Origin of the sequence: Cryptosporangium arvum DSM 44712, assembly GCF_000585375.1 — a bacterium.
GTDB lineage: Bacteria > Actinomycetota > Actinomycetes > Mycobacteriales > Cryptosporangiaceae > Cryptosporangium > Cryptosporangium arvum.
In genome coordinates, this window is sequence record NZ_KK073874.1 from 5,666,475 (window position 1) to 5,687,327 (window position 20,853).

The following is a 20,853-nucleotide window of genomic DNA, read 5'->3' on the forward strand; positions in this document are numbered from 1 at the left end:
GGCACCCGGAGCTGTGGTCACGCGCCCGGCCCGGAGCGGGATAGGCCAGTCCGGCGGAACGGGGCGACGAGGCTGCGGACGGCTTCGGTGGAGCCCCAGTCGTCGTCGAACATCGCCATCAGCGCGAGATGCTGACGCAGCTGCACGTAGGCCAGGCGGTCGGTCCAGCCCGGTTCCGCGCCGGTCAGCTCGGCGTAGACGGGGAAGAAGCGCTCGGCCTCCGGCGGGTGCGGGGTCGACCACAGGTGCGCGAGGTCGACGTCGGCCCAGGTGTTGGAGACCGCCGGGTCGATCACGGCCGGTCGGCCGCCGGCGGTGGCGAGGACGTTCTGGGTCCAGAAGTCGCCGTGCGTCAGGCAGGCGGGGCTCGCGGGCCGGAGGTCCGGCAGCGCCGCGCACAGCCGTTCGAGCGCGGCGCGGTCGGTGGCGTCGAGCTTCGCGGCGACGCGCGGCTCCGGCAGCCAACGCAGCACACGGCGTTCGGCGAAGAACGTGAACCCGTCGTCGTGCCAGGTGTTGTGCTGGCGCATCGACCCGAGCCAGTTGTCGTGGGGCCAGCCGAACCGGTCGCTGACCGTCGTCCGGTGCATCCGCGCCAGGTCGTGCGCCAGGTGTTCCCAGAACGACTCGGTGTCCGCACGCGGTCGCAGCGGCGACAGTACGAGCAGGTCCTCGTCGCGGTGCACCACGTCGGGCGTCGTGAGCCCCGCACCGCGCAGCGCCTCCAGGCCCTCGACCTCCCGCGCGAAGACGTCACCGTCCGGCCGCGTGGCGAACGTCTTCGCGAACACCTCACGCGTGTCCGCGAGCGTGACGAGAGCCGACACCGCCGCGAAGCCCTCGCCGGTCGGGCGGACGTCGAGCGGCGCCAGTCCGGCCGCGGCGAGCCGGTCCGGCAGCCGCCCCGTCACGGTTTGCGGCCCACCGCGCAGTAGACGTCGAGGGCCTCCGCGTCCGCTCCCGGCTGCGGCCGCCACTGCGAGGTCGGCACCACACCCGGCTCGAGCAGCTCCAGCCCTTCGAAGTAGCCGGCGATCTCGTCGGGCGTGCGCAGGTTGTACGGGTGGCCGCTCTGCTTGGCGACCCGCTGGCTCTCGACGCTCTGCGCGCTGGTGCTCGTCCCGTCGCTCACGGCCAGGTAGCTGCCCGACGGCACGGCGGCGAGCAGCCGCTCGACGATCGAGCGGGCCTCGTCGTAGTCGGCGACGTTGCCCAGGATGCCGATCATCGTCAGCGCCACCGGCTCGCGGAAGTCGAGCGTCCCGGCGGCGTCGCGCAGGATCCGCTCCGGGTCCTGCACGTCGGAGTCGATGTACGCGGTCTTCCCCTCGGCCGAGCTGGTCAGCAGCGCCCGGGCGTGGGCGAGTACGAGCGGGTCGTTGTCGACGTACACGACCCGCGACGCCGGGGCCACGCGCTGCGCGACCTCGTGGGTGTTGTCGGCCGTCGGGAGGCCGGTGCCGACGTCGAGGAACTGCCGGATGCCCACCTCGCCGGCCAGGTGCGTGACCGCCTGGATGAGGAACCGGCGCTGGGCCTGCGCGACCGCCGCGATCGCCGGGTTCGCCGAGCGCAGCGCCTCCCCCAGCTCCCGGTCGACGGCGAAGTTGTCCTTGCCCTCCAGCAGGTAGTTCCACACGCGCGCGCTGCTCGGCCGGGTGACGTCGATGGCGGGATCGGTCATGGGAATGTCCTTTGCGGAGGAAGCCGTCGAACCGAGATCCTAGGCAACGCCGCCCACTCTGCGTGACCGGCCCCGGGTCACCGCAGCGGCACCGGGTTGCCGGGGATCGGCAGGGGAACGGGCGGCGGCTGATAGGGCGCCGGGGGCGCGGGCGCGTCGTCGGACGACGACTCCGGGGGCTCGCTGATCGTCAGGCGGGTGTCGTGGCGGCCCATCGAGACCGGCGGGCCGACGATCGTGAGCCGCACGTCGGCGGCGCGTTCGGACGGCCAGTCGACCCGGGCCACCTCGCCCGCGGCGATGCGGAGTCCGGGCGCCCCGAGCGCGGGCGCGGGCGCGGTGGGTTCGCAGACGCCGTCGCGCCCCGCGCACACCCGGATCGGCGCCCCGGTGCCGTTGTAGATCCGGTAGTCACGCGCGTTGAAGTAGTAGTGCGCCCGGTGGAAGCCCGCGCCGGTCACGTCGAGCGTCGTGTCGCGCAGGTAGAGCGGGACGGTGCTCAGCGCGACGCCGACGACAGCGGCCGCCAGGAACCAGAAACCCTCGTGGTCGCGGACGACGAGCACCGCGGCCACGACGGTGACCGCCACGCCGGCGACGACGCCCGCGACCGTGAGCCAGGTCTGCCCCGGCGTGAGGGGCGAACCGTGGTCGGTGCCGAGGCTGTGGAAGAGACGGCCGACACCACGCACGGCCGCCGCGAGCGCACCGAGGAACGTCGCACCGGCGACGAGCAGCACCGCGCGTCCGCCGACGTCGTGCGCCATCGCTCCAGTGTAGAAGGCGCGGCTAGCGGCCCCGGAAGAACGAGACCGCCGACGCGAGCGCCAGATCGGTCAGCTCGGGGTCGTACCGTGCGCCGACGTCACGCATGAACGCGTGTTCGCCGCCCTGGTACACGTGCAGCTCCAGATCGGTCAGACCGGCCGCGTACAGCTGCGTGATCGTGGCCAGGCGGGCCTCGGCCGGGACGTGCGGGTCGCGCGAGCCGAACACGATCATCAGGCGGCCCCGGACGTCGGCGGCCCGGGCGAGGCTGTCGGCGGTGTCGGCGCCGAGAGCACCGTTGTGCAGGCCGGTGGGGTAGAAGCAGACCGTTGCCTCGACCCGGGGATCGAAGGCGGCCCGGAACGCGAGGTGACCACCGAGACAGAAGCCGGTCACGGCGAGCGTGGACACGTCCGGGCGGGCCGCGAGGTGATCCAGGACCGCGACGCGGTCGGCGTCGAAGTCCGCGGTCGTCCGGGCGGCGGCACCGTCCAGCCCGGCCTGCTTGCCCGCGTCGTCGAACTCCAGCGCCACCCCGGCCAGGGGCCCGTGCGGGTAGATCTCCGGCAGGCACACCAGGAACCCCTCCGCGGCCAACCGGCGCGCGGTACGCAGGGTCGACTCGGTCAGCTGGAAGATGTCCGTGTAGAGCAGCACCCCCGGCCAGGGGCCGTCCCCGACGGGGCGCAGGACGGCCGCGTTGATCTCGCCGGGCACGACGATTCGTTCCTCGATCAGCTTCACGCCGCGAGAGCCTAACGACACCGTCCGACGATTCCGCCGATCCGCGCCGACGTCACACCACGTGATCGGCCAGGTCGAAGGTCGCGTCGCACCCGGGGCAGGTCACCTGCCCGAAGAGGTGGGTCAGCGTGGTGGCCACCGCGTCGTGTCCGGCGCTCACGGCCTCGTCGTGGAGCCGGACGGCCAGCGGGCTGCTCAGACCGGGCGTGATCAGCGGGTTGTCCGACGTCAGCTCGAGGAGCAGTTCGTCGTCGCACTCCGGGAACACCGCGTCGGCCCCGCCGTCGTTGACGCGGTCCAACGACCTCCCCCAGACCTCGTCACCGTCGAAGCCGAGCACGGCTTGGCGCAGATACACCCAGGTGGTCCCGGACGGGGCTCCGGAAAGGCCTTCGCGGAAACCGGCGCTGGTCCGGGCCAGCCAGGGCAGCAGCGCCGGGCTGCCGGGGGTGCACGTTCCCTGGCGGCAGGATTCGCCCCAGATGCGTGACCAGGCGGGCGACTCGGGGTCGGCGGTCGCGGCGTCGAGATCGTGCGCGTCGATCGTCACGGACCGGATGATGTCAGGCCCGTGCGGCGGCTAGCGTCGGGCACATGGTTCCGGACTACACCGCGACGCTTCCGGCCAAGCGCAGCGCGGCGGCCGTGCTGTTCACCGACGGGGACGGGCGGGTGTTGCTGGTCGAACCCACCTACAAACCGGACTGGGAGATCCCCGGCGGCACGGTCGAGCGGAACGAGTCCCCGCGCGCGGCGGCGGCGCGCGAGATCGAGGAGGAGCTCGGGCTGCGCGTCGCACCGGGCCGGTTGCTGGTCGTGGACTGGGTACCGCCCCGGGGAACCCGCACCGAGGGGTTGATGTTCGTCTTCGCCGGTGAGTTCCCCGGCGACGCCGTGGTCCGCCTGCCGCCCGACGAGCTGCGGTCGTGGGCGTGGTGCGGCCCGGACGAGGTCGACACCCGGATGGCACCGCAGTTGGCCCGGCGGGTGCGGGCCGCGTCCCGGGCGCTCGCGACCGGCCACACCCTCTACCTCGAGTTCGGCGAGACTGAACCCGACGTACAGAAACGCTGACTACCCCCGACGACGGCTCCGCGGCGATGATCACGGCCATGGACGCACAGCAGTTCCGCGCGGAGTTCGACGCCCGGGTGGAGTTCTCCAACGGTGGACACCTGGCGGTCGCGGGGTTCCGCGTCGACGTGCCGTCCGCGGACGTCTCCGCGGACCAGGTCGCGACGCTGTTCGTCCGCTCGCTCGGGCTGCTGATGAGCGAACACGTCGACGTCACCGCGCTGCGCGTCCTGGCCGAGGCGCACAAGGGCACGCGCGGCGGGCCGTCGGCCCCGAACCCGGCGACGCCCGCGGACGAGCGGCGGCTGGTCGACCTGAGCACCGCGGGTACGACGATCACCGGCGGCGCGCTCGCTCTCGACCGCGTCGCCGACCTCCCCGCGGTCGTGGTCCGCACGCTCGGCGCCGGTGCCCGGGCCGTCGGGGTCGGGTCGCTCGCGCCGTTCGACGTCGGCGGCCGGGCCGTCCTGTTCCACACCGGCGAGGAGAACCCGCACCTCACCGCGGACGGGGCCCGGTGGCTGGCCGATCACGACGCCGCGCTCGTCGGCCTCGACGGGGCCGCGCCCCCGGTGCTGCTCGCCACCGGCCTGCCGGTCGTCGAACACCTGACCGGTCTGGACCGGCTACCGCCGCACGGCGCCCGGTTCACCGCGGCCCCGCCGCGGCTCACCGGCGTCGGGAACACCCCGGTCCGCGCCTTCGCCGCCGTGTGACCCCGGCTCCGGAGCCGCCGGCGACCCGGGCCCCGACGAGCCGTGCGGCGCCGTGGCCCGCACCACCCGGTTGCGCCCCTCGCTCTTCGCCCGGTACATCGCCTCGTCCGCGGACGCGGTCAGCACGGTGGCGTCGATCGTCTCGCGGGCCGAGGCCACGCCGAGCGAGCCGGTGATCCAGAGCGGGTCGCCGCTGGGCAGCGCCACCGGGTGCGACGCCAGCGTCCCGCGCAGGCGCTCGGCCATCGCGGCGGCGCCCTCCTCGTCGGTGTCGGGCAGCAGCCAGACGAACTCCTCGCCGCCGTAGCGGGCGACGACGTCGGAGTCTCGGGTGATGACCTGCAGCAGCGTCCCGACCTGGACGAGCGCGGCGTCGCCGGCGGGGTGGCCGTGCCGGTCGTTGATCTGCTTGAAGTGGTCCAGGTCGAGCACCACGAGGCTCAGCGGCCGCTTGTTGCGCCGGGCCCGCACCACCTCGGTGGCCAGCGACTGCTCGAAGTACCGCCGGTTCGACAACCCGGTCAGCGGGTCGGTGATCGCCAGCCGCTGCTGCTCGGCGAGCGCCTCGGCCAGCTGGTCGGCCAGCCGTGTCCGGTCGCGCACCACCAGCGCCAGCCGGGTGAGCAGGCCGATCACCACCAGGCCGGCGACCAGCAGCGGAACCTGCACGCCGGTGGTCTTGGCGTCGACGAGCACCAGGCCGATCACCGCGGCGCCGGCCGCGACCAGCGACGGCAGCATCGTCACGTCGCGGCCGACCGGGAAGTGGACGCCTTCGGACTCCGGGGAACGGATCGCGGTCAGCGCGCCGAGCGCCAGGAGCACGACCGGGGCCTGGTAGGCGCTGGCGAGCACCGGGTCGGCCGGGTCGAACCGCCCGCTGATCCCGGCGACGAGCGTCAGGCACCCGCAGGCCGCGGCGACGACGTGCGCCCAGCCGACGAGCGTCAGCGACGCGGGCAACCGCCGTCCGCCGAAGACGCCCATCGGCACCAGGAACAGCACCGTGGCCAGCCCGCAGATCGGGTACACGATCGCGGTCGTGCGGTCGGAGGCGACCGCGGGGTCCAGCCCCGCGTCCAGGAACAGGCGCCAGCCCAGCGCACCCGCGCCCGCCGCGACCAGCACGAGGTCGAAGCCGAGCCAGAACCGCCCGGAGCGGTGGTCGGGGTGGAGCGCGGCGAGGAAGCCGACGATCGCGACGGCCGCCGCCGCGACGAAGAACGCGTCCGCGATCGGCGCGAACCCCTTCCATGCCGCCCAGCCACCCGCGGCGAGCGCCGTCGACAAGGCGAACAGCAGCCAGATCCGGCCGGTCCCCTGGCGCACGCGGCGGCCCCGGGCGGCGGTGAGCATCAGCCCGAAGGTCACGAGGAGGACGACCGACGCGAGGGCGTCCGCGAGCGAGCGCAGGGCCGGCCCGCCGAACGCGGCGAGAAGCGCGTGGACGACGACGAACGCGGCGCCGAGCGCCACCGCGAGGGCCAGGACGCGGTCGCCGCGGATCACGTCCAGCGCCGTCAGCCGTCTGGCGGCGGCCACACCGCCGTTCGCGACCTCTCGTGGTCCCCGCATGCTCACATCCATCGCTGTCCGCCGAGTTGGTGACGGAAGACCCATCGGAGCAGGCCGGTGAAGAGCGAGGGCGGTGGTGTTGCTGATCGGGTGCGGCTCGGTTGGTGACTTACCGTAGCCGCCATAAAGCACAGAGTAACGGCATTCCGGCCACCCCGCCGGAAGCGGGGTGGCCGGATCGGGTCACACGCCGGCCGGGGCCTTCCGGACCGACTGCAGGGCGGTGCTCCACGCCACGGTCTGGTCGAGCAGCGTGGCCAACGAGCCCGCGAGGTACTCGTTGGGCTTGAAGACGCTGAAGTTCTCGAACTCGGTGACGATCGAGATCGCCACCTGCGCGCGGACGTCGGCGATCTGCAGCTCACCGAGGATCAGACGCAGGTGCTCGGCGGCCCGGGCCCCGCCGACGCCACCGTAGGAGACGATGCCGGCCGCCTTGTTGTTCCACTCGGCGTACAGGTAGTCGATCGCGTTCTTCAGCACACCGGACGTGCTGTGGTTGTACTCCGGCGTGACGAACACGTACCCGTCGAACGAGGCGATCTTCTCCGCCCACTGCTTGGTGTGGTCGTTCTGGTACTGCCCGGCCGACGCCGGAATCGGCTCGTCCAGGTGCGGAAGCGGGTAGTCGCGCAGGTCGACCAGCTCGTACTCGGCGTCGCCGCGCTGCGACGCGACATCGAGGACCCACTTGGCCACCTGCTCGCCGTTCCGGTTGGGACGGGTACTGCCGAGGATGATCCCGATACGGGCCATGAGGGGTGTCTCTCCAGAAGTCGGTTTACTTGCTGCGTCAAGCAAACGTCGAGATCCTTGCTTTGTCAAGCAAGTACTATGGGGGCCATGACGCGAGAGCCCTTGACGCCGGACGAGATCGCGTTCTGGCGCGCCTTCAACCGGGCGATGCTCGCGCTGCCCCGTGCTCTCGACGCCGATCTGCTCCACGAACAGCGCTTCTCGATGAGCGAGTACAGCGTGCTGATGTTCCTGTCCGAGGCACCCGGACGGCGGCTGCGGATGAGCGAGCTCGCCGCCGCGTGCACGCTGTCGCTCAGCGGGGTGTCGCGGATCGTCACGCGGCTGGAGCGCGCGGGCCTGGTCGTGCGCGAACGGGCCTGTGACGACGGGCGCGGCTGGGACGCGGTGCTCACCGACGACGGATTCGGCCGGCTCGAGGACGCCTGGCCGGATCACCTGGCGAGCGTCCGCCGGAACCTGTTCGACCACCTGGAGGGGCTGGACCTGCGGCGCCTCACCGCGGCGTTCGAACGCGTCGCCGCCGACGCTCCCCCGCCGACGCCGTGCGACGAGGGGGGAGCGTGCTGAGCGACGGTCAGGCTTTGGCTTGCGCGCTGGAGCGCGCCGGGTTGGCCTGATCGGCGGCCTTCGGATCGGTCTCGGACTGCTTGGCCCGGACCCCGGCCTCGACCCGGTCACCCAGACCCTTGTCGACGTTGTGCCAGTACTCGAAAGCGCGAGCCAGAATCGGCTCGCTGACCCCGTTGAGCAGGTGCCCGACGATGTTGTCGACGAGCCGGTCCCGCTCCTCGTCGGTCAGCACCTCGCGCACCAGCGTCCCGGCCTGGCCCCAGTCGTCGTCCTCGGGCCGGAGCGTGTACGCGGTGCGTACCATCTCGCCGTCGGAATACCAGGTGCCGCCGTCGTCGGTCAGCCGCGGGTCGGCCTTCGGGCCGCCGTAGGAATTCGGTGCGTACACCGGGTCGCTGACGTTGTGGATGCGCATCGCTCCGTCCTTGGAGTAGCTGTGCACCTCCACCCGCGGCGAGTTGACCGGGATCTGCCGGTAGTTGACGCCGAGCCGTGCCCGGTGCGCGTCGGAATAGCTGAAACCCCGGGCCAGCAGCATCTTGTCGGGCGAGAGCCCGGTACCGGCCACGATGTTGTTCGGCTCGAACGCGGCCTGCTCCATCTCGGCGTGGTAGTCGCTGACGTTCCGGTTCAGCGTCAGCTTGCCGACCTCGTGAAGCGGGTAGTCGTCGTGCGGCCAGACCTTCGTGAGGTCGAACGGGTTGAACCGGTAGGTCTTGGCGTCCTCGAACGGCATGATCTGCATCTTCAGCGTCCAGCTCGGGAACTCGCCGTCCCGGATGTGCTCGAACAGATCGCGCTGGTGGTAGTCGGTGTCGATGGCCGCCATCTGGTCGGCCTCGTCCTGGGTGAACGTCTCGACGCCCTGATCGGTCTTGAAGTGGTACTTCACCCAGAACTTCTCGCCCTGGGCGTTGATCCACGAGTAGGTGTGGCTCGAGTAGCCGTTCATGTGACGCCAGGTGCGCGGGATACCGCGGTCACCCATCAGCCAGGTGACCTGGTGGGCGGATTCCGGCACCAGCGTCCAGAAGTCCCACTGCATGTCGTGGTCGCGCAGGTTGTTGTCGGCACGGCGCTTCTGGGAACGGATGAAGTGCTGGAACTTCATCGGGTCACGCAGGAAGAACACCGGCGTGTTGTTGCCGACGATGTCGAGGTTGCCCTCGCTGGTGTAGAACTTCACCGCGAACCCGCGGGGGTCACGCCAGGTGTCGGGGCTGCCGCGCTCCCCCGCCACCGTGGAGAACCGGATCACGACGTCGGTCTGCGCGCCGGGAGCGAATACGGCCGCGCGGGTGTACGGGGTGACGTCCTGGGTGACTTCGAACGTGCCGAACGCGCCGCCGCCCTTGGCGTGGGGCTGGCGCTCCGGGATGCGCTCCCGGTTGAAGTTCGCCATCTGCTCGATCAGGTAGTGGTCCTGGAGCAGCAGCGGACCGTCGGGGCCGACGGAGAGCGAGTACTCGTCGCTGGCGACGGGATTGCCCGCGTCGTTCGTGGTGGGTGGGCGCTGGGGAGCAGTCATGCGGTGCCTACCTCCTGACGTCGGTGAGGCTTACCCCGCTCGGGTGGCCATTTCTGGAACCGTTCAAACAAACGATCCGCCCCAGCGCCCGATGGCGTTCAGCGCGCGGCCGGCTCGCCCTCCCGCTCCCCGCTCGTCGCGGACGCGTCCGGGAGCGGGGCGTTCGAGAGTGGGGCGTTCGAGAGTGGGGCGTCCGCGAGCGGGGCGTCCGCGTCGGGTGCGGCGGCGGGGGCCGCCGCGGCGTTCGCGGACGGGGGCGGGATGAAGACCGCGATCGCCGCGGCGGCCACCGCGGCGCCCACCGCGATCCAGAGCACGACGCGGAAACCGGTCTGGGACGGCACGGTGGCCGGGCCGAACGCCACCGTCATGTTCGCGAGGATCGCGCCACCGACCGCGCTCGCCACCGACGTGCCGAGCGAGCGCATCAGCGTGTTCAGGCTGTTCGCGGCGGCCGTCTCGGTCACCGGCACCGACGCCATGACCAGCGCGGGCATCGAACCGTAGGCGAACCCGATCCCGGCGCCGATGATGCAGGTCGAGACGACCAGCTGCCAGATCTCGTCCATGAACACCGCGCCGAACGCGTAGCCCAGCGCCACGATCAGCGCGCCGACGATCAGCGTCAGCTTGAAGCCCCGAGCCCGTGCGATCGTCGCCGCCAGCGGGGCCGCCACCAGCATCACCAGGCCCGACGGCGCCATCACCAGGCCGGCCGCCAGCATGCTCTGCCCGAGGCCGTACCCGGTGACGGCCGGCAGCTGCAGCAGCGTCGGGATCACCAGCGACATCGAGAACATCGAGAAGCCGATCGCGATCGACGACGCGTTCGTCAGCAGCAGCCGCGGCTGCGCCGTGACCCGCAGATCGACGAGCGGCGCCGTGGTCCGCAGCTCCCACCAGCCCCACGCGGCAAGCACGATCACCGCGGTGGCGAACAGCCCCAGCGTCAGTCCGCTGCTCCAGCCCCAGTCGCCGCCCTTCGAGATGGCCAGCAGCAACGAGACCAGCGCGCCGGACAGCCCGATCGCACCGAGGACGTCGAAGCGTCCGCCGGTGCGCACGGTCGAGTGCGGCACGATCGCCACGACCAGCACGGCCACGACCGCACCGAGCGCGGCCGAGACCCAGAACAGCACGTGCCAGTTGAAGTGGTCGGCGATCAGCGCCGCCGTCGGCAGGCCGAGCGCACCACCGATCCCGAGCGACGCGCTCATCAGCGCGGTCGCCGAGCCGAGCTTCTCCGGCGGAACGGCGTCACGCATCAGGCTGATGCCGAGCGGGATCACGCCCGCGGACGCGCCCTGCAGGAGGCGGCCGACGATCATCGGCGTGAGGCTGTCGCTCAGCGCGCCGACGACCGAGCCGGCCACCATCATGCCGAGGCTGAACAGCAGCAGGTGCCGCTTGCCGAACATGTCGCCCAGCCGGCCGACGACCGGGGTGGCGACCGCGGCCGCGAGCAGCGTCGCGGTGATCGCCCAGGCCGCGTCGCTCGGCGCCGCGTGCAGCAGCGTCGGGAGCTCCGGGATGAGCGGGATGATCAGCGTCTGCATGAGGGACACCGCGATACCGCCCAGAGCGAGGACGGCGACGATCAGGTTCGTCCGCGGGGCGGGTGCTGTCGTGGTCACGAGAGAACTTTCGACTCGGCGAAAAAGTTAAATCAGTTGCTTGACTTCACTCCATGGAATCGGTTGTCTGATGCAAGAGTCAAGGCGGTAGGTGGTGCCATGAGTCACAACCAGCAGCAGACGAAGGGGCCTCGCTCGGAAGCGACCCGCGACGCGATCCTGAGCACGGCCGAGCGGCTGTTCGCCGAACGCGGGCTGAACAACGTGTCGAACCGGCAGGTCAGCGAGGCCGCCGGGCAGGGCAACAACGCGGCGGTGGCCTACCACTTCGGCACCAAGACCGACCTGGTGCGCGCGATCGTCAGGCGCCACAACGGGCCGATCGCCGCGCGTCGGCGCGCGCTGGTGGAGCGGATCGCCGGGTCGCTCCGGGCCCGGGACTGGATCTCCTGTTGGGTACTGCCCGTAGTCGAGTACCTCGAGTCCCTCGGCACCCCGACGTGGCACGCCCGGTTCGGCGCCCAGGTGAACGCCGAGCCCGCGTTCCGCGAGATCGTCGTCCAGGAGGCGCTCACCGATCCGACGCTCGACGTCATCCTCGAGGGCCTCAACCGCTGCCTCCCGCCGCTGCCGGCCGACGTGCGGATCGCCCGCAACTACATGACCCGCCAGCTGATCGTCTCGACGCTCGCCGACTGCGAGCGCATGCTCGCCGAGGGACGCGAGAGCCCGTACTTCAGCTGGGACGCCGCCGCGAACACCTTGGCCGACGCCCTGGTCGGCCTGTGGACGGCCCCGGTCACGACACCGTCCTGACCCCGGCCGAGGTCGCGTTCCACCACGATGACCGGCAAGTTCACCTACGCGAGGTTCCGGCCACCGCTCCGGGAAGCGACTTGCTGAGCGGCGAATCGTCGTCTCCCTCGGTAGAATCGAACGCCGAGCCCTCCGGGGCCGGCGTCGAGCAACGGCCCTTCGCGGGTTCGCCCGAACACACGAGGAAATCCGCCGTGCCCGGCGGGCCATCTGGAGGGTCCGGCCGACCGCCGGGCGCTCCCCGACCGGAGCGCCAAGAACGCCGTGCATCCGTCTCTCCCCCGCGCCGAAGTCGCCGGCCCGCCCCGCACCGAGGCCCACCGGATGGCCGACGAGGCCCACCGGGTGGCCGACGAGGCCCTGCGCCACAGCCGGCTGCTGCTCGGCGCCAGTGAGGCGCTGCAGGGCGCGATGACCGTCGACGACGTCGTCCGCGCGGTCGCCGACCTGGTCAGCGGGGATCTGGCGCCCGCGCACGTCGGCATCATGCTGCTCGACCGGGCCACCGGGCGGCTCGACCTGGTGACCACCGACCCGCTGCCGCCCGGCCCGGCCGAGCGGTGGGCCCAGGTCCCCGCCGCCGGCGACCGGTCCGCCGCGCGCGCCGTCCGCGAGCGCCGTCCACTCTTCTTCGGCAGCCGCGACGAGTTCGGCGCCGCGTTCCCCGACCAGGTCGGTGACCTGGACGCCATCGGCTGGCAGGCGCTCGTCTGCGCGCCGCTGATAGGCAACGAGGGGCCGCTGGGCACGCTGCGCTTCGCGTGGACGGCGCCCCAGCGTCTCGACGTGGACGAGCGCGCGGTGATCCTGTCGCTGGCCGGTTACGTCACGCTGGCTCTGGAGCGGGCCAACCACCTGCACGACCGCATCACGGTCGCCGAGACCCTCCAGCGGGCGATGCTCCCGGTCCTTCCCGAGGCGGCGCCGTTCGAGCTGGCCGCGCACTACCAGCCCGCGCACCGCGCCGACCAGGTCGGTGGCGACTGGTACGACGCGGTCTGCCTGCCCGACGGCCGGCTCGCGCTGGTGATCGGCGACGTCACCGGGCACGACATCCGCGCGGCGGCGAACATGGGGCAGCTGCGCAACATGCTGCGCGCCTACCTGCTCGACCGCGGCATCAGCCCGGCCGACGCGCTGCGACGCCTGGACGCGGCGAACGACGCCCTGGGCGACCGCACGATGGCCACCGCGTTCGTCGCCACCGTGGAGACCGCCACCGTGGAGACCGACGCCGCGGAGACCGACCCCGAACCGGGGCGGGTGCTGCGCTGGTCGCCCGCGGGCCATCCGCCGCCGATCCTGCGCGCCGCGGACGGCAGCACGCGTCTGCTCCACCCGACCGGGCTGATGCTCGGCGTCCGCCCGAACGCGCCCCGCCTCACGTACACCGAACCGCTTCCGGCCGGCACGACGATGCTGCTCTACACCGACGGCCTGGTCGAGATCCCCGGCACCAGCCTGGACGACGGTATCGCGCACCTACGACGGTTCCTGGGCGAGCACGGGCACCTGCCGCTCGAGCGGTTGCTCGAAGCGCTGCTGACCGACCACCGCGGCTTCGCCCACCACGACGACGTCGCGATGCTGGCGTTCCGCGTCCCCTGACGGTCACTTGCCGAGCTGGCTGATCTTGTCCTTGAACAGCGTCGTCGCGGTCGCGATCTTGTTCGGCTGACCCTTCAGCCAGGACTGCGCGAACTTCGACGCCTGCTCGTAGCCGACCTTGCCCGGCAGCGGCGGCTCGTCCGGGTTCACGTCGACGTCGACGAGCGCCGGGCCGTCGAACGCCAGCGCGCCCGCGATCGCGTCCCGGACGTCGGCCGGATCCGTGACCTTCCGCCCGTAGCCGCCGCACGCCTCGGCCCAGGCCGCGAAGTTGCTGGCCGGCTGCTCGAAGCGCACCCCGTGTTCGGGGTAGCCGAGGATCATCTGCTCCCAGAGGATCTGGCCGAGCGAATTGTTGTTGTTGATCACGATCTTGACCGGGAGCTGGGCCCGCACCGCGGTGAGGAACTCGGCCATCAACATCGCGAACCCACCGTCGCCGACGTACGCGATCACCTGGCGGCCGGGGTAGGCGTGCTGCAGCGCGATCGCGTACGGCAGGCCCGGCGCCATCGTCGCGAGGTTGCCCGACAGGTAGAACTGCCGCTCGCCGCGGATCGTCCAGTGGCGCGCCGCCCAGGTCGCGATCGTGCCGGAATCGCAGGTGAGGATCGCGTCGTCGGTGGCCAGCTCGTTCACGACGCCGATCGGGTACTGCGGGGCGATCGGCGTGCGCCCGGGGTTCTCCAGGTCGGACATGTCCGCACGCCACGTCGCCATGAGCTTCTGGTACTTCTCCAGGTGCGCGCGGTCCTCCCGTCGCCGGACCAGCGGCAGGAGCGCGCTCAGCGCCTCCTTGGCGTCCCCGATCATCGGCACCTCGGTCGGGAGCCGGGCTCCGGCCCGCGTCGGGTCCGCTTCGATCTGGACGACGCGGACCTTGCCCGGTTCGGGCAGGTGCTTGGTGTACGGGAAGTTCGTGCCGACCATCAGGAGCGTGTCGCAGTCCTCGATCAACTCCTCGCCGGGACGGGTGCCGAGCAGGCCGATGCCGCCGACCGCGAACTCCGAGTCGTCGGGGATCGCGGCCTTCCCCGGCAGCGTCTTGATCACCGGGGCGCCGAGCGCGTCGGCCATCGCCAGGAGTTCGGCGCGGGCGTGCAGTGCGCCGACGCCGGCCAGGATCGCGGGTTTGGCGGCCGCGTTGAGCACCTCGGCGGCGGCGTCCAGGTCCTGGTCGCGGGGGCGGCCCGGCGCCGGGAGGTAGATCGGTGCGCTCGCGGGCGGGTTCGCCATCGCGACCGACTGGTACGGGTCCGCGTCCGCGTCGGCGACCTGCACGTCGTTGGGCACCGTCAGGTGCGCGACGCCGCGCCGGGCGTAGGCGGTGCGGATCGCGTTGTCGACGACGCCCGGCAGCTGCGACGGGTTGGTCACGACGAGGTTGTACTCGGCGACGTCGGCGAAGACCTGGTCGAGAGCGACTTCCTGCTGGTAGCCGCTGCCCAGCACGCTGGTCTCCTGCAGGCCGGTGATCGCCAGGACCGGGGCGTGGTCGAGTTTGGCGTCGTACAGGCCGTTGAGCAGGTGGAGGCCGCCGGGGCCGGAGGTGGCCAGGCAGACGCCGATCCTCCCGGTGGCCTTCGCGTGGGCGGTGGCCATGAACGCGGCGGCTTCCTCGTGGTGGACGAGGACGAATTTCACCCGGTCGGCATGGCGGCGCAGACCCTCCATGATGCCGTTGATGCCGTCGCCGGGCAGCCCGTAGACGGTGTCGACACCCCACTCGGCGAGTCGCTCGATCAGTGCTTCGGCTGCGATGCGTCCCATGCGACGCCGGGTACCGACCTGTGCCGGGTTGAAACCTAGAGTGGGGGTGTGACGACGCTTGCCATCGTGGGTGCAGGTCCGGGTGTGGGAGCCGCGGTCGCGCGGCGGTTCGGCCGGGAGGGGTTCGCGATCGCGCTCCTGTCCCGGAGCGGGGCCGGCGGGCCGGCCGCGGAGCTGGCGGCCGAGGGCCTCACGGTTCGCGGCTTCGCCGCCGACGTCCGGGACCGGTCGGGGCTGGCGTCCGCGCTGGCCGACGCGGCCGCGGCGCTCGGGCCGATCGAGGTGCTGCAGTACAGCCCGATCCCGGCGCGGGAATTCCTGCGGCCGGTGCTCGAGACGACGCACGACGATCTCGCCGCCGCGGTGGAGTTCTCGGTGCACGGTCCGATGGCGGCGATCCAGCAGGTGCTGCCCGGGATGCGTGAGCTGGGCCGCGGCACGGTGGTGCTGGTCAACGGCGGCTCGGCGGCCCGTCCGAACGCGGCCGTGGCCGGGACGTCGGTGGCGTTCGCGGCCGAGAGCGCCTACGCGCGGATGCTGCACGACGTGGTGGCGGGGGATGGTGTGCACGTGACCCAGCTGATCGTTCCCGGGGCGATCCGGGAGGACGACCCGGTGACGAACGGGCCGGCGATCGCCGAGCACGTGTGGACGCTGCACCGGTCGCGGGAGGGGTTCCGGCACTTCCACACGCCGCTGCCCGAGGCGTAGGCCCGCGAGGCACCCACACGACACGGGGCCGTAGCGTTGACCCGACGGTGACCTCCGTCCCGAACGACGGTGGAAGGCTCAGGGTGTCCGACGAGCAGAGCGTGCCGGTCGACTACGCGGTTCCCGCGGTGGTGGAGACCCCGGCGCCGGGTCACCAGCCCGGCAGCGGATTGTCGCGGTGGTTGCTCAAGCACCAGGTGCAGCCGGTCGGTCCCGCCGCCGGTGAGGCACACGCCGAGCAGCACGCCTGGTGGAAGGTGATGTGCCTGACCGGCGTCGACTACTTCTCCAGCCTCGCCTACGTGCCCGCGATCGCGGCCGCCGCGGCCGGTGCGGTGTCGCCGCTGGCCACGCTGCTGATCGTGGCGCTGACCCTGCTGGGGATGCTGCCGATGTACCGGCGGGTGGCGAAGGAGAGCCCGCACGGCGCCGGCTCGGTCGCCATGCTCGAGGAGCTGCTGCCGTTCTGGCGGGGCAAGATCTTCGTCCTCGTGCTGCTGGGCTTCGTCTGTACGTCGTGGATCATCACGATCACGCTGTCGGCGGCCGACGCCAGCCTCCACGTCCTGGAGAACCCGCACGTCCCGGACGCCGTGCACGGCCACGCGGTCGCGCTCACCGTCATCCTGCTGCTGGTGCTCGGCGGCGTGTTCCTGATGGGGTTCTCCGAGGCGGTGAGCGTCGCGATCCCGCTGGTCGCGATCTTCCTCGGGCTCAACGCCGTCATCGTCGTCGTCGGCCTGGTCGACGTCGTCACCACCGACGGCGCCTGGTCGGCGTGGGTCGGCGCGCTCACCGACGGGAACGGCGGCGTGGTTTCCGACCTCGCGCTCCCCGCGATCCTCGCGTTCCCGGCGCTGGTGCTCGGCCTGTCGGGGTTCGAGACCGGCGTCAGCATGATGCCGTTGATCGCCGCCGAGGGCGAGACCGCCGAGCAACGCCTGCGCGCGCGGATCCGCAACGCCCGCAAGCTGCTCACCGCGGCGGCGCTGATCATGAGCGTCTACCTGCTGGCGAGCAGTTTCGTGACCACGGTCCTGATCCCGGCGGCCGAGTTCGACGAGGGCGGCGGGGCCAACGGGCGCGCGCTGGCCTGGCTGGCCCACGAGAAGCTCGGCGAGACGTTCGGCACCGTCTACGACGTCAGCACCGTGCTGATCCTGTGGTTCGCCGGTGCCTCGGCGATGGCCGGTCTGGTGAACATCGTGCCGCGCTACCTGCCCGGCTACGGCATGGCTCCGGAGTGGGGTCGGGCGGTGCGGCCGGTCGTGCTCGTCTACACCGTGATCAGCATCGTCATCACGATCGCGTTCGGCGCCGACGTCGACGCCCAGGCCGGCGCCTACGCCACCGGCATCCTGGCGATGATGGTCTCCGGAGCGTTCGCCGTGACCGTCTCGGCGGTCCGGCACCGCCACCGCCTGGCCGGCGTCGGCTTCGGCGTCCTCACCGCGGTGCTGCTCTACGCGCTCGTCGACAACGTGATCGAGAAGCCCGACGGGCTGGCGATCTCCGGGCTGTTCATCGCCGCCATCGTCGTCATCTCGCTGATCTCCCGGGTGTCGCGCACCACCGAGCTCCGCGCCGACCGCATCACGTTCGACGAGACCGCACGGCAGTTCCTCACCGACACGATCACCCACGACGGGCGGGTCAACCTGATCGCCAACCGGCGGCAGGCCGGTGACGACGCCGAGTACGCGGACAAGGAACTCGAGCAGCGTGGCGACAACCCGGTGCCCGGCGGCGCCGACGTGATCTTCCTCGAGATCGACGTCATCGACCCGTCCAGTTTCAGCGACACGCTCGTCGTGCGCGGCGTGCAGGTCGGTGTGCACCGGGTGCTGCGGGCCGAGGCTCCGGCGGCGCCCAACGCGATCGCCGCGATCCTGCTCGCGCTGCGCGACACCACCGGCGTGCGCCCGCACTGCTACTTCGCCTGGGCCGAGGGCAGCCCGCTGGTGCACATGGTCCGCTACTTCCTGCTGGGGCGCGGCGACACCGCCCCGGTGACCCGGGAGATCCTCCGCGAAGCCGAGCCCGATCCGGCGCGCCGGCCCGGCATCCACGTCGGCGCCTGAGCGTCACTTGGCGATCACCCCGGCGTCCACCGGGAGGGCGGTGCCGGTCACGAAACGGCCGGCGTCCGACGCGAGGAACAGCAGCGCCTCGGTCACGTCGTCGACGTCCACCCACGGAACCGGCAGCAGGTTCATCGGCGTCATCGCGGCGGAGTACTCCTCCCGGGTGAGGCCGGGGCCGCCGAACAGCGTCTTCAGGTTGTCGTTCTGGATCATCGGGGTGTCGACGTTCGTCGGGTGGATCGTGTTGACCCGGACGTGGTGCGGCGCGAGCTCCTTGGCCAGGCTGCGCGCGAGCCCCACCAGCGCGTGCTTGGCCGCCGAGTAGTGGCTGAGGAACCCGGTGCCCTTCAGCCCGGCGATCGAGCTGGTGAACACGATCGAGCCGCCGTCGCCCTGCCGGACCAGGTGCGGGATCGCCGCCTGCGCGGTGAAGAACTGCCCGGTCAGGTTGACGTCGATCATCGTCCGCCAGGCCTCCTCGGTGAGGTCGGCCGCGGCCGCGAACCCGGCGATCCCGGCGTTGGCGCTGACCACGTCCACCCGGCCGAGCTGGGCGACGCCCTCCTCCAGCGCGGCGACGACGCCGGCCCGGTCGCGGACGTCGACCACCGACGCGACGATCCGCCGGTCGTGCGCCTCCACCGCCCGGACGGTCTCGTCGAGGTCGGCGCGGGTGGCCCCGGGATAGCCCACGGTCTCGATGTCCCGGCAGGCGTCGAGCGCGATCACGTCGGCACCCTCCGCGGCGAAGCGGACCGCGTGGTTGCGGCCCTGTCCGCGCGCCGCACCGGTGACGAACAGAACCTTGCCCTCGAACCGTCCAGCCACGTCGCTGCTCCCTCCGATCGACTGTGGACCAGACCGTAGCCGGAGCACCGCCACCCGGGGGCTCGGCGCGGAAACGTCGTACCCCCGGGTGACAATGCTGGCGTCGGCGTCGGGAGGCGAACAATGAGGTTCCGGGTCAAGCGTGAGCTGCTGACCGAGGCGGTCACCTGGGGCACCAGGTGCGCGGGGGCGCGCCCGGTCACCCCGGCGCTCGGCGGTGCGCTGCTCCGCCTGGCCGGCGGCGAGCTCACCGTCGAGAGCTTCGACGGCGAATCGTCGGCCCTGGTCACGGTCGCGGTCGAGGCCGAGGACGACGGTGAGGCGCTGGTCTCGGCCCGGCTGCTGGTCGAGATCACCAAGGCCTTGCCCGATCAGGCCATCGACGTCGAGCTCACCGCCGGTGTGCTGCGCCTACGCTGCGGGGCCGGCCGGTTCGGGCTGCCGACGATGCCGGCCGGCGACTATCCGCGCCGGCCCGATCTGCGCTCGTCCACCGGCACCGTCGACCCGGTCGTCTTCGGCGCCGCGGTCGCGCAGGTCGCGCCGGCCGCCTCCCGGGAGGAGTCGCTCCCGATCCTGACCTGCGTGCGGATCGCGGTCGAGGGCGAGCGGATGTCGCTGCTCGCCTCCGACCGGTACCGGGTCGCGCGGCGTGAGCTGCCCTGGCGCCCGGCCGATCCGCAACGCACGGGCGAGTTCCTCGTCCCGGCCCGGCCCCTGCTCGAGGCGGCCCGGGCGTTCGCGCCGGTCCCGGCCGAGCTGGGGATCGTGGTCGACGACGACGCGTTCGGCGGCGGCACGATCGGGTTCACCGCGGCCGGCCGGCAGCTGACCGCCCGGCTGTTCGAAGGCACGTTCCCACCGATGGACCGCCTGATCGACGCGGAGCGCCCCGCGACCGTGACCGCGTCGGTCGCCGAACTCACCGAGGTCGTCAAGCGGGTGGCGCTGTTCGCCGACCGCCTGACGCCGGTGGTGCTGCGGCTCGAGCCCGGTGCGCTCACCGTGGAGGCGCGTGGCGCCCAGGACGCCGAGGCCAGCGAGACGATCGAAGCCGTCTACACCGGCCGTCCCACCACGCTGGCGTTCAACGAGACCTACCTGCTCGACGGCTTACGGGCGGTCGACGGCACGCAGGTGGCGCTCTCGTTCGACGATCCCCACAAGCCGGTCGACCTCGCGCCCCCCGGCGCCGCCGGCTCGGCGTACGTCCTGCAACCCGTCCGGGTGAAGGACTGACGCAGCGAGCCGGTCCAGCGCCTCCGCGCTCGGGCTGCCGGGCTCCGGCTGATAGACGACGAGCAGCTGGCCCGCCGCTCCCCGCACGTCGAAGGACTGGGAGACCAGCGCGAGCGGGCCGACGCCGGGGTGGTGCAGTTCGGTGGCGTCCTGCGTCTTGCCGTACACCGCGTGCGACGACCAGAGCGCGGCGAACGTGTCGCTCCGCTCCTGCAGCGAGCGCACCACCGCACGTAGCCGCGGGTACTCCGGGTCGAGCCCGGCCGCGTGGCGCAGCCCGGCCACGACCGACTCGGCGAAGCGGTCCCAGCGGGGGAAGAACTCCGGGGCCGCCGAGTCGAGAAACGTCATGCGCGCGAGGTTGTCCACGTCGGCGAAGGGAGCGAACAGCGCCTCGGCGATCGGGTTGAGCGCGATGAAGTCCTTCGCCGGGTTCAGGACGAACGCCGGGACGCCCGCGTGCGCGTCGAGCAGGTTCCGGAGCGGACCGCTCACCGTCTCCCTGGGCGGTCGCCGGGTGTCGCGGGCCGTGCCGGCGAGCCGGTACAGGTGCTCGCGCGCCGGCTCGTCCATCCGGAGCGCCGTGCCCAGCGCGTCGAGGATCTGCGGGGACGGGCTCCGCTCGCGGCCCTGCTCCAGCCGGGCGTAGTAGTCGCTGTTCATCCCGGCCAGCACCGCGACCTCCTCGCGACGCAGCCCGGCGACCCGCCGGGCGCCGTACGACACCAGGCCCACGTCGCCGGGGCGCAGCCGGGAGCGGTGGGAGCGCAGGAACTCGCCCAGTTCGTTGCCGGTCATGGCGCGA

The 20,853-nt window shown here is 72.2% G+C and carries 19 protein-coding genes and 1 pseudogene; 8 read left to right on the forward strand and 12 right to left on the reverse strand.

Annotation, left to right across the window (positions count from 1 at the left end; translation table 11 throughout):
* Nucleotides 1–17: 17 nt before the first annotated feature.
* From CRYAR_RS25845 to CRYAR_RS25865, 5 genes are all read right to left on the reverse strand, one after another.
* Nucleotides 18–911 (reverse strand): fructosamine kinase family protein, encoded by an 894-nt coding sequence (locus CRYAR_RS25845; RefSeq protein ID WP_157018052.1) that lies wholly within the window; start codon nucleotides 909–911, stop codon nucleotides 18–20.
* Entirely contained in the window at nucleotides 908–1,684 is a 777-nt protein-coding gene (locus CRYAR_RS25850) for an SAM-dependent methyltransferase (RefSeq protein ID WP_051570957.1), read from the reverse strand. The genes CRYAR_RS25845 and CRYAR_RS25850 overlap by 4 nt, the downstream gene beginning before the upstream one ends.
* A 77-nt stretch (nucleotides 1,685–1,761) precedes the next feature.
* The gene (locus CRYAR_RS25855; protein ID WP_035855776.1) at nucleotides 1,762–2,451 is read right to left on the reverse strand and encodes a hypothetical protein; all 690 of its coding nucleotides are present in this window, start codon (nucleotides 2,449–2,451) and stop codon (nucleotides 1,762–1,764) included.
* Between the two features lie 22 nt (nucleotides 2,452–2,473).
* On the reverse strand, nucleotides 2,474–3,196 hold the full coding sequence (locus CRYAR_RS25860; protein WP_035855778.1) for a dienelactone hydrolase family protein: 723 nt from the start codon (nucleotides 3,194–3,196) through the stop codon (nucleotides 2,474–2,476).
* A gap of 52 nt (nucleotides 3,197–3,248) precedes the next feature.
* Nucleotides 3,249–3,746: a hypothetical protein gene (locus CRYAR_RS25865; protein ID WP_035855780.1), complete on the reverse strand. Its 498-nt coding sequence runs from the start codon at nucleotides 3,744–3,746 to the stop codon at nucleotides 3,249–3,251.
* Between the two features lie 44 nt (nucleotides 3,747–3,790).
* On the opposite strand from CRYAR_RS25865, the gene CRYAR_RS25870 reads away from it, so the two are divergent.
* On the forward strand, nucleotides 3,791–4,270 hold the full coding sequence (locus tag CRYAR_RS25870) for an NUDIX domain-containing protein (protein ID WP_051570958.1): 480 nt from the start codon (nucleotides 3,791–3,793) through the stop codon (nucleotides 4,268–4,270).
* A gap of 38 nt (nucleotides 4,271–4,308) precedes the next feature.
* Nucleotides 4,309–4,986 (forward strand): cyclase family protein, encoded by a 678-nt coding sequence (locus CRYAR_RS25875; protein WP_035866385.1) that lies wholly within the window; start codon nucleotides 4,309–4,311, stop codon nucleotides 4,984–4,986.
* On the opposite strand, the gene CRYAR_RS43655 is transcribed toward CRYAR_RS25875, so the two are convergent.
* Both CRYAR_RS43655 and CRYAR_RS25885 read right to left on the reverse strand, forming a co-directional pair.
* Nucleotides 4,897–6,561: a GGDEF domain-containing protein gene (locus CRYAR_RS43655; RefSeq protein WP_157018054.1), complete on the reverse strand. Its 1,665-nt coding sequence runs from the start codon at nucleotides 6,559–6,561 to the stop codon at nucleotides 4,897–4,899. The two genes, CRYAR_RS25875 and CRYAR_RS43655, sit on opposite strands and share 90 nt — an antisense overlap.
* A 183-nt stretch (nucleotides 6,562–6,744) precedes the next feature.
* Nucleotides 6,745–7,317 carry an NADPH-dependent FMN reductase gene (locus tag CRYAR_RS25885; protein WP_035855782.1) on the reverse strand — a complete coding sequence of 191 codons (573 nt, stop codon included), beginning with the start codon at nucleotides 7,315–7,317 and terminating at the stop codon, nucleotides 6,745–6,747.
* Nucleotides 7,318–7,404: 87 nt separating this feature from the next.
* On the opposite strand from CRYAR_RS25885, the gene CRYAR_RS25890 reads away from it, so the two are divergent.
* Nucleotides 7,405–7,887 carry a MarR family winged helix-turn-helix transcriptional regulator gene (locus CRYAR_RS25890; protein ID WP_211247632.1) on the forward strand — a complete coding sequence of 161 codons (483 nt, stop codon included), beginning with the start codon at nucleotides 7,405–7,407 and terminating at the stop codon, nucleotides 7,885–7,887.
* Between the two features lie 7 nt (nucleotides 7,888–7,894).
* On the opposite strand, the gene CRYAR_RS25895 is transcribed toward CRYAR_RS25890, so the two are convergent.
* Together CRYAR_RS25895 and CRYAR_RS25900 are read right to left on the reverse strand one after the other, a co-directional pair.
* Nucleotides 7,895–9,418, reverse strand: coding sequence for a catalase (locus tag CRYAR_RS25895; protein WP_035855785.1), 1,524 nt, complete (start codon nucleotides 9,416–9,418; stop codon nucleotides 7,895–7,897).
* A 98-nt stretch (nucleotides 9,419–9,516) separates the two neighbouring features.
* Nucleotides 9,517–11,052 carry an MFS transporter gene (locus CRYAR_RS25900; protein ID WP_063725764.1) on the reverse strand — a complete coding sequence of 512 codons (1,536 nt, stop codon included), beginning with the start codon at nucleotides 11,050–11,052 and terminating at the stop codon, nucleotides 9,517–9,519.
* Between the two features lie 99 nt (nucleotides 11,053–11,151).
* Between CRYAR_RS25900 and CRYAR_RS25905 the strand changes: the two genes are divergently transcribed.
* A complete protein-coding gene (locus CRYAR_RS25905; RefSeq protein WP_035855788.1) occupies nucleotides 11,152–11,808 on the forward strand; it encodes a TetR/AcrR family transcriptional regulator in 657 nt (218 codons plus the stop codon).
* Nucleotides 11,809–12,072: 264 nt separating this feature from the next.
* Complete coding sequence (locus tag CRYAR_RS25910; RefSeq protein ID WP_157018056.1) at nucleotides 12,073–13,416, forward strand: PP2C family protein-serine/threonine phosphatase; 1,344 nt, start codon at nucleotides 12,073–12,075, stop codon at nucleotides 13,414–13,416.
* Nucleotides 13,417–13,419: 3 nt separating this feature from the next.
* Here CRYAR_RS25910 and CRYAR_RS25915 read toward each other — a convergent pair whose 3' ends face one another.
* Entirely contained in the window at nucleotides 13,420–15,186 is a 1,767-nt protein-coding gene (locus tag CRYAR_RS25915; RefSeq protein WP_035855791.1) for a thiamine pyrophosphate-dependent enzyme, read from the reverse strand.
* Nucleotides 15,187–15,234: 48 nt separating this feature from the next.
* On the opposite strand from CRYAR_RS25915, the gene CRYAR_RS25920 reads away from it, so the two are divergent.
* Nucleotides 15,235–15,897 carry an SDR family NAD(P)-dependent oxidoreductase gene (locus CRYAR_RS25920; RefSeq protein WP_035855792.1) on the forward strand — a complete coding sequence of 221 codons (663 nt, stop codon included), beginning with the start codon at nucleotides 15,235–15,237 and terminating at the stop codon, nucleotides 15,895–15,897.
* A gap of 83 nt (nucleotides 15,898–15,980) precedes the next feature.
* Nucleotides 15,981–17,978: an APC family permease gene (locus CRYAR_RS25925; protein WP_211247633.1), complete on the forward strand. Its 1,998-nt coding sequence runs from the start codon at nucleotides 15,981–15,983 to the stop codon at nucleotides 17,976–17,978.
* A 3-nt stretch (nucleotides 17,979–17,981) separates the two neighbouring features.
* On the opposite strand, the gene CRYAR_RS25930 is transcribed toward CRYAR_RS25925, so the two are convergent.
* On the reverse strand, nucleotides 17,982–18,809 hold the full coding sequence (locus tag CRYAR_RS25930) for a mycofactocin-coupled SDR family oxidoreductase (protein WP_035855793.1): 828 nt from the start codon (nucleotides 18,807–18,809) through the stop codon (nucleotides 17,982–17,984).
* Between the two features lie 123 nt (nucleotides 18,810–18,932).
* Between CRYAR_RS25930 and dnaN the strand changes: the two are divergent.
* Nucleotides 18,933–19,976: pseudogene (gene dnaN / locus CRYAR_RS49765) on the forward strand (DNA polymerase III subunit beta); the annotation flags it as partial.
* Here the strand turns inward: dnaN and CRYAR_RS46025 are convergent.
* The gene (locus CRYAR_RS46025) at nucleotides 19,923–20,846 is read right to left on the reverse strand and encodes a helix-turn-helix transcriptional regulator (protein ID WP_211247634.1); all 924 of its coding nucleotides are present in this window, start codon (nucleotides 20,844–20,846) and stop codon (nucleotides 19,923–19,925) included. The pseudogene dnaN and the gene CRYAR_RS46025 sit on opposite strands and share 54 nt — an antisense overlap.
* Nucleotides 20,847–20,853: the final 7 nt, after the last annotated feature.

Bases quoted from the DNA above. Each gene is read 5' to 3' on its own strand.
- CRYAR_RS25850 (WP_051570957.1), bottom strand. From the start codon at position 1,684: ATGACCGATCCCGCCATCGACGTCACCCGGCCGAGCAGCGCGCGCGTG.
- CRYAR_RS25855 (WP_035855776.1), bottom strand. From the start codon at position 2,451: ATGGCGCACGACGTCGGCGGACGCGCGGTGCTGCTCGTCGCCGGTGCG.
- CRYAR_RS25870 (WP_051570958.1), top strand. From the start codon at position 3,791: ATGGTTCCGGACTACACCGCGACGCTTCCGGCCAAGCGCAGCGCGGCG.
- CRYAR_RS25875 (WP_035866385.1), top strand. From the start codon at position 4,309: ATGGACGCACAGCAGTTCCGCGCGGAGTTCGACGCCCGGGTGGAGTTC.
- CRYAR_RS43655 (WP_157018054.1), bottom strand. From the start codon at position 6,561: ATGCGGGGACCACGAGAGGTCGCGAACGGCGGTGTGGCCGCCGCCAGA.
- CRYAR_RS25885 (WP_035855782.1), bottom strand. From the start codon at position 7,317: ATGGCCCGTATCGGGATCATCCTCGGCAGTACCCGTCCCAACCGGAAC.
- CRYAR_RS25890 (WP_211247632.1), top strand. From the start codon at position 7,405: ATGACGCGAGAGCCCTTGACGCCGGACGAGATCGCGTTCTGGCGCGCC.
- CRYAR_RS25895 (WP_035855785.1), bottom strand. From the start codon at position 9,418: ATGACTGCTCCCCAGCGCCCACCCACCACGAACGACGCGGGCAATCCC.
- CRYAR_RS25905 (WP_035855788.1), top strand. From the start codon at position 11,152: ATGAGTCACAACCAGCAGCAGACGAAGGGGCCTCGCTCGGAAGCGACC.
- CRYAR_RS25915 (WP_035855791.1), bottom strand. From the start codon at position 15,186: ATGGGACGCATCGCAGCCGAAGCACTGATCGAGCGACTCGCCGAGTGG.
- CRYAR_RS46025 (WP_211247634.1), bottom strand. From the start codon at position 20,846: ATGACCGGCAACGAACTGGGCGAGTTCCTGCGCTCCCACCGCTCCCGG.